This is a genomic window from Bradyrhizobium sp. Leo114, from assembly GCF_055229415.2.
Genome location: NZ_JBUYEN020000065.1, coordinates 20,385 through 32,781, shown reverse-complemented (window position 1 = coordinate 32,781; position 12,397 = coordinate 20,385). Strand labels below are relative to the sequence as shown.

Below are 12,397 nucleotides of genomic sequence, written 5' to 3'. Positions count from 1 at the left end.
GCGCAGGCTCGCGCTCAACATCCTTCGGTCTTGTCCTGGTCCCACCTCCATACGTCGAAAAATCAAGCGCGCCGGCTGGGACGACAGCTTCCTCCTCACCTTGCTCGGCCATATGCGATAGCCCTGCATGGCGGCCGGCGCCTCGGATCCTGCTCTTCCGGACGTTCACTGTCGGTTATATCGATCGCGAGGATGCCATCCGTGGCATCTTCGGTTAGCAATTGTTCCGTGAACGGCTGCATGACCAAGCATGAGTGACCTGGATTGGCTATAGCGACGCTCGCCAGTTTTTTGAGCGGCGATCGCAAGTGAGCCCAATGCTTGACAATCAGCGACCAATTGCAACCGTCCTTTAGCGCGCCGTTCAGAAGGCCGTTTGACAACGGATCGTGAGGTGCAAAGACACCCAGGCTGTTTGCGATGTCGATCACATGCAGGCCAGTGGGAAGAAGCACCAGGAGGCCGACTTTGTCCTTGCTCATCCTAACAAGTCTCATGACTTTCTCCGTTCGGCAGCAGTGCGGTTGCCGTACCGCTACCTCGTTCTAGCGAGTAAAGTTGTTCCGCCCCGAGCATAGAACAGTACCAAGATTAGTAATTCTGGCTGTACCATCGCGCGATGGCTGCCGTCATTGGCGGTTTTGACAGGTTTGGTCATCAGGGTTAAAGGCGGGAACAGACACGGCGCTGTCCGCCCGCGTCTTTCCGGCATCATAGGATTTTCTGGACATTGCACGGAAATCTTGGCCGATAGATTGACCGCCTTGATGAGGCGATCCCACGAAAGGGGGCGTCTGCTTGTCCTGCAACGTCCAAAGGCATCGGCCTCGAACACTTTCTCGAATTTCGCTTTTGGCATCGCGTTTCTACAAGACGTCGGTGAAGCCTTCGCCATACCAACCATCTAGTACCGAGCGCACCTTCGTCAGTGCGTCCGACGATCAATACAGAGCCATCAACCTGCTCGGCCCAGCATCTTTGGTGACCACAGACGTTGTCTGGATTGTCTGGAATGTCAGGTGGGTCGCAGATGACACGCGACCCCGACTCCAAACGTTGCAATAGAACCTGCGCAGGCGAAGGCCAAAGCCCGCGGCTACCGCCTGTCGCACAATCTGAGAGCTCGTGGCTTTCGAGATCGACGATCAGCGTAACAATCGGAAGTGAAGGAAAGCATACGCGATGGTCGCATATGCCCTTAGCACCGACGGAATGAGCCGATCCAAAGCGTGCGTTTCGACAAGGCTGCGTGCGGATCTAATAGCCAGTAGACCCATTCTCATCCACGCTGAATTAGTATGGGTCAGGGAAGGACATCATGCCGACAAACCTGCCTGCGATTCCATCGACCGCCGTATTCCTATGTTCGGCTCTTCTTGCTTTTGGATATGCTGCCGCCGCACTTGCCGCTGCGCCAGCACCCGTAAAAGGCGACTATTTCCATACCGGGGCCGGCGCGCGATATCTGGAGCGAGCCAAGGGCGACATCGTCACCGTGCCCTTGCGCGGCAATATCAATGTCCTGATGGGATCCGGGGCAAATATCGTGGTTCTGTCGGGAAGCGAGGGCAAGTTCCTCGTCGATGCCGGCATCAAGCCGTCGAAAGACAAGTTGGAGGCGGCTCTCAATAAGATCAGCCCGTCACCCTTGAAATATGTCGTAAACACCCATTGGCACTGGGATCATACCGACGGAAACGAGTGGATGCAGGCAGCCGGCGCCACGATCATTGCACAGAGAAATACGCTGAAGCATCTTTCCGATACCACTCGCATCGATGATTGGAATTGGACGTTCGCTCCCCTTCCGGCCGGCGCGCGCCCGACGATCATCGTGGAAAATGAGAGGGATTTCACCTTTGCGGGCGACTCCATAAAGGTGGAACATTTCGGCCCCGGCCATACTGACGGCGATGTGTTGGTGTACTTTGAAAAGGCCGATGTGATGGCCTTCGGCGACACGTTCTGGAACGGATACTATCCGTTCATCGACAACGAACACGGCGGCAGCGTCAATTCGGCCATCGCCTGGGCTAACAAGGCTATCGAACGCACCACGAATCAAACAATCCTGGTTCCTGGTCATGGGCCGGTCGGCAACCGCGCTCACTTGATCGAGTTTCGCGACATGCTGGTCGCGGTGCGCGATAAGATCGTTGCACTGAAGTCACAGGGGAAATCCCTCGAAGAAATCATTGCGGCGAAGCCGACCGCGGCCTTCGACGACAAATGGGGAAGATTTGTGATCGATCCGGAGTTCTTCACCAAACTTGTGTACGAAGGACTGTAGACGGTAGCCGTGGCCGTGCCGCCATCGACAAAAGGGCTGGGTTGGTGCCACGGCGCAATCCAGGCTGCAGTGATATTGAAACGCCGCCTCGCGAGCTGGAATATTGGCAAAGAGGCTTGGCCGGCCTCAGTGTGAACGTCTGAACCGCTGCAAGGGGTGACACATGACTGATAGCTTGATCGTCGTCGTTTCCTCCCGCCCTTTCGACGACACGCTGAATGCCCTGGTCGCCAGCGTGAAGCACAGGCAGGTAGAGGTGTTCGGCATTGTCGACCACGCCGCCAATGCGCGGGGCGCAGGCCTTACGCTTGGCCGCACCACGGTGGTGACGTTCGGCGGGGCGAACGCCGGCACGCCTCTGATGCAGGCGCACCAGACGCTGGGCCTTGACCTGCCGTTGCGCGTCTTAGTCTATGAGACCGCCGAAGGCCACGTCCGCATCGCGTATCGCGAACCCCGCGATATCCTGGCCGGACAGGGCGTGGCGCCGGACGCTTTCCCTTCGGTGGGCATCATGTCAGCCATGCTGGCGGCCGTCTCGGCCGAGGCCGCCGGTGGGAAACCCGAATAGACAGAGCGCCAGGGCAGTCATGAAATCGAAACGGATGAGGAGATCCGCCAACGGTTCGGTCACGCATCCGGTGTTCATGTGCGGGGCGACAACGCCAACTTGGTGCGTGACCTAGGGCACGAAAGGACGCGTTAGGCCTACGACGCCGCCGACTCGGTGGTCTAAGCCGATGACAGCGTGATGAAATATGCACGCCGCCATGCGTGATGAAGGTTTCGCTATCGCTTGATCTCAACCGACGATGTGGCTTTCGAACGGCAATCATCTTGCGGAACGCTTTGGCGCTTGCGGCGAGAGCTGAACGTCACTTGGACACAAGGCAACAGGAGGACCGCTGTGATCGACAGACGCACCTTTATACGCTCCGGAGTTATGCTTGCAGCATCCGGTGCCGTTCTGCCATTTTCATCAAATTCAGCTTTGGCTGAGACTGTGACGTTGCCGTTCGGCAATGGCGAGCGGCCGCTGGTCAGATACCCTCAGAAGCGTTTGATGATCGGCCTGACCAGCCGGCCCCCACAGTTGGAGACGCCGTTCTCGGTGTTCAATGAAGATGTGCTCACGCCGAACGATGCGTTCTTCGTGCGCTACCATCTCGCCGATATTCCTCTAGAGATCGATCCGGATACATTCTCCGTTGAGATCAAAGGAAAGGTCGCCAAGCCGTTGAAGCTGTCACTGGCCGAGATCAAGAAGATGCCGGCCATTGATCTCGTGGCAGTCAATCAATGTTCCGGCAATAGCCGGGGATTTTCGGATCCACGCGTCGCCGGTGGTCAGCTCGCCAACGGCGCCATGGGCAATGCACGTTGGCGCGGCGTGCCGCTGAAAGCGGTACTCGATAAGGCCGGCGTGCAGCAGGGCGCCAAGCAGGTGACGTTCGGCGGCCTCGATGGTCCGGTGAGCGATAGAACACCGGATTACGTCAAGGCGCTGGATATCGATCACGCCCGTGATGGCGAGGTGATGCTGGCCTATGCCATGAACGGGACTGACTTGCCGCTGCTGAACGGGTTCCCGCTGCGGCTCGTGGTGCCCGGCTATTTTGGGACCTATTGGGTCAAGCACCTGAACGAGATCACCGTGCTCGACTCGGTGTTCGATGGCTTCTGGATGAAAGGAGCATATCGGATCCCGGACAACAGCTGCGCCTGCGTCGATCCCGGCGCCGCACCGAAGTCGACAGTGCCGATCAATCGCCTCAACGTCCGTTCTTTCATCACCAACCTGACCAACGGCGCCAAGGTGAAGGCCGGGGGCCCCACAATAGTCAAAGGCATCGCCTTCGATGGCGGAACTGGTATCAAGGACGTCAGCCTGTCGCCCGACGGCGGCATGACCTGGCAGGCGGCCAAGCTCGGCAAGGATCTTGGCAAGTATTCGTTCCGTGAATGGCAGCTCTCGGTCGGGTTGCCGCCCGGCGCGCATGACCTCAAGGTTCGCGCCACCAACCAGGCCGGGCAGACACAGCACGAAACTGCAACATGGAATCCGTCCGGCTACATGCGCAACGTGATTGAAACAACGTCTGTTACAGCAGCCTGAGGAGCCTAGTCATGACCTTGCACAGGACTGCGTTGAGAGCAGTATCGATGATGGCGAGTGTTGCTGCGATCGCCGGCATCAGCGTCGCAGTTCGGGCCAAACCGGTCTCTTACGAGCTCCCTCCGGAAACCGCCACGTTCAAGCCGGGGCCAAACCTTGAGGTGGCGCAAGGCAATTGCACCGCGTGTCATTCGTCCGACTACATAAAGACTCAGCCACAGGGCCCAAAGTTTAAGAAGGATTTCTGGCAGGCCGAGGTCATGAAGATGATCAAGGTGTACGGCGCACCGATCGACGAAGCGGACGTCGGCAAGATCGTCGAGTATCTGTCGCAGACGTATTAAAGCGACTGCCTGTCGATCCGGCCGAACTGGTCCCGCGCTGCCTCGGGGGCCTCACGGGTGGATCTCGGGACGGCTTCGAGGCGCTATATGGATCAGTCGGGCACCGGTGAAGATACTGGTCGACCAAATACTATCTGAAGTCAGGGAGCAGTTTGGCGCGTTCTCCGGGAAGGCGCTTGCCTTTTGCGGCAGCTCACGACGCGGGGAAGTCGCGCAGAAAAACGTAATGAGATGGTGAAAGTGGGTTCAGAGCCTCGCCCCTATCCCCTAAGTCGGGGCCGGCGGTTGGAAGAAATTCAGTCTTTGGAGCATGCCAAGCCGAGCGTAACATCGCTGCAGAGTGGCTTCGTTCGCGCATCGCGAACGGGCGTGGTGATCGGCTCGTGATCTGCCCGGGAACTCAGAACGCAATTTTCAATCTGCTTAAAACGCTGATGTCGCCGGGTGATGTGGTTCTCACTGAAGCGCTGACCTATCCCGGGATAAGGGCTGCGGCCGGATATGCGGGCGTTCGCCTGGTCGGGGTCCCGATGGACGAGCACGGCGTCGTTCCGACCGCGCTTGACGCGGCGTGTCGGCGACATGCCCCCAAGGCGGTGTATTTGGTTCCGACTATCCACAATCCGACGACGGCGACAATGCCGCCTTGTCGGCGTGAGGAGGTGGCCGAGATAGTGCGGAGAAACGACGTATTGCTGCTGGAAGACGACGCCTATGGCCCACTCGAGCCGGACGCGGTGCCGCTTGCTCATTGATTCCGGAGCGGACATACTTCATGGCGAGCCTATCAAAGTGTATCGCACCCGGCCTCCGTGTATCATTTGTCCTGACCCCCGGCCGCGCGTCCGCGGAGCTTCTGGCGACTGCGCTGCGCGCAAGCGTTCAGATGCCGACGCCACTAACCGTCGCGCTTGTCACGCGGTGGCTGCAGGACGGCAGCGCCAATGCGATCATCGGCGCCATTCGAGCCGAAGCGGCAGCAAGACAAAAGTTGGCCGCCAGCGTGCTCGCACCACACTGCTTTTTGGCACATCCCAACGGCCATCACATCTGGATCCCGTTGCCGGGTGACTGGACCAGCACCGAATGGGCGCCGCATGTTCAGAGACAAGGTCTTGCGGTCGCCAGCTCCGAGCCATTCACCGTCGATAGCGTTCCGCCTCACGCTGTTCGTATCTCGCTCGGCGCCGCCAGCAGTCGATCTGATCTCATCAGAGCATTGGATGTCGTCGCCACCGCATTAAATCATCGATTGACCAAATCCGTCTGAGCCAACGCAATCGAACCAACTGCGTTGCCGTTAACAGGGGCCGCTGAGTACCCATCCGGGTGACTGAAAATACCAGACGGCGGTTCTGATCTATCGAGGCAGTTTAACTGCGGTATGCCCAGGCCGAATCTAGCTTCCTTTCTGGCCTGTAGGTCCCCGGTCCATACAGCCTCATCGGGGCCAGGTTTATTTCCGGAAAGCGAGCGCTATTTCAGTCCGTGCAAACGCAAGAGGAAGAAAAAGGATGATAATTTCATTTTTACCTCTACTCCTGGCTTCGCAACTGATCGTCACGGTTGCGCATAACGTTCCAAACTTCGACATTGAACGGGGGTGCAAAATCGACAGTGCCTCCGTATTCGACCCAAATGTAGGTTTGAGCGCAGCGATCAAGAAATGTGTGGACGACGAGCAAAAGGCAAAGGATCAGCTTCAAAAGCAATGGACGCAATTTGCACCGTCCGAAAAGAAAATATGCATGGGGTTAACAGCTGACGACGCTTCGATCCCACCAAGCTACGTTGAGCTGGAGACGTGCTTTTATGGTCAACGGTTAGTACGACCGAAGGATTAGCAGGTAAGGCGAGTTTGTTATTCACATCAAGAGCGCAATAGAGCGCCCACTCGCGGACAAAAACCCGCAGCCTTCCGCCGGCGCCGTCTTGCCTTCGACAAGCTGCCGTTGGTGTCGAGGCGCGCTCCTGTCAATCGCACGCACGTTCATACAGGCGAGGCAATCCACTTCGTCTGATTCCATTCCACTCCCGCGAATCATATCCATGCGCGCCGTCACTGCCTGCCTTGTTTGCCGCGCGATGGGTTTCACCGGCGGGCTCGCCGTCGCCCACCGGATATGGATTGAACGAAAGTTGAAAAAAGAAAAATGAAGCAATCGTCATTGCCGCGATGCCGTCGATCACGTCGGGTCTGCACGCCACGGCGGCGGACGCGCAGCTCATCATTTCCGGCTAGCCGCGGTCTATGCGGTCTTTCTCATCACCGGCGGACGGCTTGGCGATATTTATGGACGCAATTTATGGACGCAGGTCCGTCTTCCTGATCGGGCTTGCCGGCTTCGCCGTGGCTTCCGCCTTCTCCGGTCTCGCCTAGTCAGGGCGACGACGTTCAACCCCGTGCGTGGCGCAAGGCACGAACGGGCGCGTTAGGCCCACGACGCCACCCGCTCAGTGGCCTAGCTTTGACGGCACGCTGCCGACGGCTGCCTCGCGAGATTTGTCGTCGGCGTGAACGACCGGCAGATTCCATTCTGCTCAGTTCACGTCCGCGTGCGCAATCATTTGTCTAGGAGTAGCAATGCAAAACATCGTTGTGCTGGTGGTATTGATCGTCATTGCTGCGTTATTGGCCTGGTCTGGTTTCCGCACTTGGCGTGTTAAAAACCACATCGGCAAATGGGGCGGCGCAGGTCTGTTGGCGCTGCTGTCCGTCCCGGTGTTGTCTGCCAGCGCGCTCGCGTCGCTCGGGATGATCAAGCGGCACAGCCGCTCCGCGCCCATCCCCGATATCAAGGTTGCGGCTACGCCGGATCTCACTGCGCCTGGCAAGGATATAGCCGACCGTCTTTGTGGCGCCTGCCATTCACACGCTGGCACGCTCACCGGCGGCTACGATCTCGCGGTAGAACTCCAGGTTCCAATCGGGTCCTTCGGGGCTGCAAATCTTACTCCGGCCGGGCCATTGAAGCACTGGTCCGATGGCGAGATTTTCCGCGCAATTCGTAACGGCGTCGACGCGGAGGGCCGGTGGCTGACATTGATGTCCTACGTCAGGGCCGGCCGACTGAGCGACGACGACATCAAGGCCGTGATCGCGTATATTCGTAGTGTACCGGCGGCAGGAAATCCGACGCCAAATCCACCCGATCACATGAATATGCTCGGCCTTGCCATGCTCGGTGCTGGCATGCTGCCAAGCGATCCGCTGCGCCGGCCGAGATCCGTGTGCTGCGGAAGGCGGTGCAGCGCAATTCCCGATAGCAGCATCGCGCACGCAGCCGCCGAACCCGTGCGAAAACGTGAAAGCCAGATGTTGTTCAACCACTCGGTTCGGGTGTTTGTGTTCGCTGCGATGAAAGGAATCCGCCAGAAGCTAAAATTCGAGGACGAGCTGCTCTACGTCTCCGCGTTGTTTCATGACTTGCATGACGCTCCGTGGAGCAGTTGAGCCATCGAGCTGGCGCGACAGGGCAGGGTGCAATCCGAATTACAAATCTCGGTACTATCTAATGAGCCGGATGAGCACATCGCTTCCGCGGAAGAAATGGAGCAGCGAGCAAATCCGGAGGCGCGATCAAGTTGATCGCGACCGGTACCGCGACGCCGACAGCTCAAAACCTTGTAAGGAATTCTCGGATGACGCAACGCATGAAGTACCGGAGCGTGACGCCGGCCGCTGGTCGCGAGAAGGATGTCATAGTCCGCGGCGGGTCCGCTATTTCACCGATCGAGATCGAAAGAGCGTTGCTGAGCCATCCGCTGGTGCGCGATGCGGCGGTCTTTGGCGCGCCGGATCCTGTGCTAGGCCAGCGTGTGGCGGCCGTTGTGCAGCTTGAGGGCGGTAGCGACGAGGCGGCAATCGATAACATTGTGGGCGCCACTAGGGAGCAGCTGGCGGATTACAAAGTGCCGGAGCTGCTGGTGGTCGTGGATGCTGTGCCGCGCAACCCGCTCGGGGAGATTGATCGCCAAACGTTGGCACAACTTATTCTTGGCATACCCGCTCACCAGCGTTTGCAGTGAGAACCGGCGCTAGAGCGGGGTGGGATTAGATTGAATCGATTGAGGATTCCGCGCGAAAGCCGTGCGCCGCCAGTCTTGCGAAACAGCAGCAGCCGCCAGCACCTGTCCTCGCTGCCGCAGAGCCAGACTAGGTTTCTGAAGACCGCGGCTATTCGTCATGTCCCACGGTGAGTTCTTTGACTAATGCCAACATAAAAGTAGCAGTGGCAGGTTGCTGACGATACAGAACGGAAAATTGGCGAGAGAAGTTCAATGGGACGTTTTTCGAACCGTAGATTGGAGCAAATTCTCTCCACCAACTCTGCTCCACCAGGTCGCAGTGTCGTCGATCAATATAATTGCTGCATCCTAGAGATCCGCGCCAACTCGCCTATAATCCCCAGTCGATCCGCGCCGGTCGGACCATCTATGGAGATCAAGTCGATAAACTGCTGTTGGCTGGGAAAATTACCGGCGTACCCTACTAGACCCCACGCGAGCGCTAATTATCCTGACCTAAAGCGGGATGGGGTTAGGTTGAATCGATTTGGGATTCCCAAATCAGTGTGTTTCTGATTCACCATGCTGGCTGGATAGGAGGCCAGCATGGATGGGCAAGCCTTATTCTCTGGATCTCCGTAAGCGTGTCGTGGCCGCGATCGAGGGCGGGATGTCGCGCAATCGGGCGGCCAAGCAGTTCGGGGTGGCGATCAGCACGGCCGTCGGCTGGATGCAGCGGGTCGAGGAGACCGGTAGCGTTGAGCCCGGCCAGATGGGCGGTCACAAGCCGAAGGCGGTTCGGGAGACCACGCAGTCTGGCTGTCGCAGCGGATCAGGGACGGCGATTTCACCATACGCGGTCTCGTTGCCGAACTTGCCGACCGCGGCCTGAAGGTCGACTACCACTCGGTGTGGGACGTTGTGCATGCCGAGAAGTTCAGCTTCAAAAAAAAGCGTGGCGGCTGGCGAACGCGATCGACCCGAGGTCGCGCGGCGGCGAGCCCAGTGGACAAAATATCAAGGTCGCGTCGAAGCTGAGCGGCTGGTCTTCATCGACGAGACCTGGACCAGGACTAATATGGCGCCCCTGCGGGGATGGGCGCCGCGCGGGCGCAGACTTCACGCCAAAGTTCCACATGGCCGCTGGAAGACCATGACCTTCCTGGCGGCCCTGCGCCATAACCGGATCGATGCGCCATGGTTCATCGAGGGGCCGATCGATGGCGTGAGCTTTCGCACCTATGTCGAGAAGGTTCTTCTGCCCGTCCTTCGACCCGGCGATATCGTCGTCCTGGATAACCTCGGCAGCCATAGGAGCAAAGCAGTTCGCCAGCTCATCCGTTCGGTCGGTGCCAAACTGTTCTTCCTGCCAAAATACTCACCCGACCTGAACCCGATCGAACAGGTCTTTGCCAAGCTCAAGCACCTGCTCCGCAAAGCTGCCGCGCGAACCGTCGACGCGGTTTGCGCCGCAATCGGCCATGCACTCGATGCCTTCACCTCCGAGGAATGCGCCAACTACCTCAAAAATTCAGGCTATCGAACTTAATGCCATCGCGCTTTAGCGATCGGAGTAGATTGGAGGCTGACCACCAATTGACCACCGAAACACCGTGAATAAACGGCGATAATGGTGGCCAATCGCGAGCAAACTGCACTGTTTTTGTTGATCTTTCCGATTGCTACTTACGTTCGGGACGCAAGGGACGCCCACAGTCAGATCGCTACTTGAACCGAATGTCGGTATCGGTGGTTGCCCCGCAACCAACCAATACGGCCTTCATCACCACTACCTCAGGGTTAGTCTAGCTTCGGTACACACAGCTCGAACTCACGAGGCCGTCGCGTCGACGGGGCTGATCGCATTGCCAATCAATCTCATTGTCGTGAAACGGTAATATTCGCTCGTTAGCTTCCGCGGCATCGTCGGCGACGGGGGCGGTTGCCGACGCATTATCTCGAGGCCGTCAGCAAGTGGATCGTCGAACACGTCGTGGACGGCAGTTGTTGTCCTGTCTACACGACGGACAGTCTAGGCTTCAATAAGTCGAAGCGATAGCCAGGCCGGATCGAAGCGGGTTTCAAGTTGTTTTGTCTTGGGCATGGTCCCGTGCGGACTTGGGCGGCCGCGCTAGCGTTGACGGGAATTATTTCGACGACCGGATTGGGGTTGGCCCAGACCGCATCAATGGACGGGCCGATCGAATTCAGCATTCCGACGCAGCCCTTAGCTTCCTCGCTCGATCGTTATGGAGACGTGACCGGACGGGAGGCCTTTTACGATACGAGTCTTGCGCAAGGCCGTGTGTCCGGCGATGTCCATGGTGTATTCACACCACGCGAGGCCTTGCAGAAGCTGCTGACCGGAACGGGGCTGTCGGCGCGGTTCATGGCCGACAATTCGTTCGTGCTATTGCCGGCGTCGCAAATCGGCAAGCCAGCATCACGCCCGTCGGGCTCGGCGGCGTTGGATCGGCAGTACTATGGTCTCATTCAGGACCGACTTCGAGACGCATTCTGTCGAAGCAGCGACGCCCCTCCGGGCAACTATCGCTTTGTCGCAGTGTTCTGGATCGGTCCAACCGGCGCAAACGAACGGTCGCAACGTCTTGGCTCATCTGGCAATGTTGGCGTCGATCGGCGCATAGACGCAATCCTGCGCGATGTCAGATTTGATGAGCCGCCCGCAGGATTCCGGCAACCGGTCCTCATTATGGTCGTACCGCAAGCGGCCGGCGTGACCATGGGCTGCGACGCCCCGCTCCCGGTCGCGCGACAGACGAGAGGCGCACCTTGACGGACGCAGCTCTTTCGACCTTACGACGACTGTTCATCGATCGGTATGATGACCTCAAGGCACGACTGACGAAGCGGTTGGGCTCCGCGGACCTCGCTGGAGACGCGTTGCACGATACATGGGTACGACTGTCCCGTGCGGATTCCGTCGGCGTCGTCCAAAGCCCCGACAGCTATCTTTTCCGCGCCGTTCTCAATGCGGCAGAAGACCAGCGCCGTGCCGACAAACGCCATCTGACAGCCATCGAGATCGACAGCCTGTTCGATCTGGCTGACGAGACGCCTGGCCCCGAACAGGCTTTGCAGGCGCGCTCCGATCTGCAGACATTCGAGTCGGTGCTCGCTGAGCTTCCTCCGCGTCGCCGGGCCATCCTGCTGGCCCGGCGCCTCGACGGCCTGTCGCGGGAGGAGATCGCCGCCCGGCTTGGCGTTTCGATCCGCCTGGTGACAAAGGAATTGCGGCTCGCCCACGAGCATTGTGTTGCACGTTTCAGGAATTTGCAGGATTGATCGTGTCCATTTGGCCGTCGAGAATCGTCCTTGAAGCCAAAGGGCCATTGATGGCCGATAGCAGCAACGCGCCGGGCGGCGCGGGACCGAGATGACCACAATGCGCGACCATTCCGCCGAACTTAGGCCGGTGGAACGTGAGGCTGTCGCCTGGGCGCAGAAATTGCTGTCCGGGGACGTAACGTCGGACGATGCAGAGGCGTTGAAGCGCTGGTTGGCGCAAGGCCCCGATCGCGCCGCGGCATTTGCAGCGGCGCGTCGCGCTTGGCGCGACGTCGGACCGATCGGTGAAGTCCTGCGCCATCGCGGGGGCGAACTGGCCGTCGATCTCTC

The 12,397-nt window shown here is 58.8% G+C and carries 13 protein-coding genes and 3 pseudogenes; 14 read left to right on the top strand and 2 right to left on the bottom strand.

The features are described from left to right. Nucleotides 1–121, top strand: a pseudogene (locus ACZIRK_RS40065) (ISAs1 family transposase); the annotation flags it as partial. On the opposite strand, the gene ACZIRK_RS40060 reads toward ACZIRK_RS40065, so the two are convergent. After that, a complete protein-coding gene (locus ACZIRK_RS40060; protein ID WP_474419418.1) occupies nucleotides 96–482 on the bottom strand; it encodes a hypothetical protein in 387 nt (128 codons plus the stop codon). The pseudogene ACZIRK_RS40065 and the gene ACZIRK_RS40060 sit on opposite strands and share 26 nt — an antisense overlap. Before the next feature lie 836 nt (nucleotides 483–1,318). Between ACZIRK_RS40060 and ACZIRK_RS40055 the strand changes: the two genes are divergently transcribed. The 7 genes from ACZIRK_RS40055 (at nucleotide 1,319) to ACZIRK_RS40025 (ending at nucleotide 6,594) form a co-directional block, all read left to right on the top strand. Continuing rightward, complete coding sequence (locus ACZIRK_RS40055) at nucleotides 1,319–2,290, top strand: MBL fold metallo-hydrolase (protein ID WP_130227834.1); 972 nt, start codon at nucleotides 1,319–1,321, stop codon at nucleotides 2,288–2,290. A gap of 163 nt (nucleotides 2,291–2,453) precedes the next feature. Next, nucleotides 2,454–2,861, top strand: coding sequence for a DUF302 domain-containing protein (locus ACZIRK_RS40050; RefSeq protein ID WP_130227835.1), 408 nt, complete (start codon nucleotides 2,454–2,456; stop codon nucleotides 2,859–2,861). A gap of 336 nt (nucleotides 2,862–3,197) precedes the next feature. Next, a complete protein-coding gene (gene sorA, locus ACZIRK_RS40045; RefSeq protein ID WP_474419417.1) occupies nucleotides 3,198–4,406 on the top strand; it encodes a SorA family sulfite dehydrogenase catalytic subunit in 1,209 nt (402 codons plus the stop codon). Nucleotides 4,407–4,417: 11 nt separating this feature from the next. Then, complete coding sequence (sorB, locus tag ACZIRK_RS40040) at nucleotides 4,418–4,750, top strand: SorB family sulfite dehydrogenase c-type cytochrome subunit (protein WP_130227837.1); 333 nt, start codon at nucleotides 4,418–4,420, stop codon at nucleotides 4,748–4,750. A 329-nt stretch (nucleotides 4,751–5,079) separates the two neighbouring features. Continuing rightward, nucleotides 5,080–5,505: an aminotransferase class I/II-fold pyridoxal phosphate-dependent enzyme gene (locus tag ACZIRK_RS40035; protein ID WP_130227838.1), complete on the top strand. Its 426-nt coding sequence runs from the start codon at nucleotides 5,080–5,082 to the stop codon at nucleotides 5,503–5,505. Next, nucleotides 5,502–6,020 (top strand): aminotransferase-like domain-containing protein, encoded by a 519-nt coding sequence (locus ACZIRK_RS40030; RefSeq protein ID WP_456645004.1) that lies wholly within the window; start codon nucleotides 5,502–5,504, stop codon nucleotides 6,018–6,020. Before ACZIRK_RS40035 ends, ACZIRK_RS40030 begins: the two co-directional genes overlap by 4 nt. A gap of 244 nt (nucleotides 6,021–6,264) precedes the next feature. After that, nucleotides 6,265–6,594 carry a hypothetical protein gene (locus ACZIRK_RS40025; RefSeq protein WP_130227840.1) on the top strand — a complete coding sequence of 110 codons (330 nt, stop codon included), beginning with the start codon at nucleotides 6,265–6,267 and terminating at the stop codon, nucleotides 6,592–6,594. Nucleotides 6,595–6,724: 130 nt separating this feature from the next. Here the strand turns inward: ACZIRK_RS40025 and ACZIRK_RS40020 are convergent, their stop codons facing one another. Further along, on the bottom strand, nucleotides 6,725–6,940 hold the full coding sequence (locus tag ACZIRK_RS40020; protein WP_474419416.1) for a hypothetical protein: 216 nt from the start codon (nucleotides 6,938–6,940) through the stop codon (nucleotides 6,725–6,727). A gap of 394 nt (nucleotides 6,941–7,334) precedes the next feature. Here ACZIRK_RS40020 and ACZIRK_RS40015 point away from each other — a divergent pair, with 394 nt between their 5' ends. The 6 genes and pseudogenes from ACZIRK_RS40015 to ACZIRK_RS39990 all read left to right on the top strand — a co-directional run. Further along, nucleotides 7,335–8,204 (top strand): c-type cytochrome, encoded by an 870-nt coding sequence (locus tag ACZIRK_RS40015; RefSeq protein WP_245474880.1) that lies wholly within the window; start codon nucleotides 7,335–7,337, stop codon nucleotides 8,202–8,204. Between the two features lie 188 nt (nucleotides 8,205–8,392). Next, entirely contained in the window at nucleotides 8,393–8,779 is a 387-nt protein-coding gene (locus ACZIRK_RS40010) for an AMP-binding enzyme (RefSeq protein ID WP_130227842.1), read from the top strand. A gap of 589 nt (nucleotides 8,780–9,368) precedes the next feature. Then, nucleotides 9,369–10,307: pseudogene (locus ACZIRK_RS40005) on the top strand (IS630 family transposase). A gap of 621 nt (nucleotides 10,308–10,928) precedes the next feature. After that, complete coding sequence (locus ACZIRK_RS40000; RefSeq protein ID WP_474419415.1) at nucleotides 10,929–11,555, top strand: secretin and TonB N-terminal domain-containing protein; 627 nt, start codon at nucleotides 10,929–10,931, stop codon at nucleotides 11,553–11,555. Then, on the top strand, nucleotides 11,552–12,064 hold the full coding sequence (locus ACZIRK_RS39995) for an RNA polymerase sigma factor (protein ID WP_130227844.1): 513 nt from the start codon (nucleotides 11,552–11,554) through the stop codon (nucleotides 12,062–12,064). Before ACZIRK_RS40000 ends, ACZIRK_RS39995 begins: the two co-directional genes overlap by 4 nt. Nucleotides 12,065–12,155: 91 nt before the next feature. Beyond that, nucleotides 12,156–12,314: pseudogene (locus tag ACZIRK_RS39990) on the top strand (FecR/PupR family sigma factor regulator); the annotation flags it as partial. Nucleotides 12,315–12,397 lie beyond the last annotated feature (83 nt).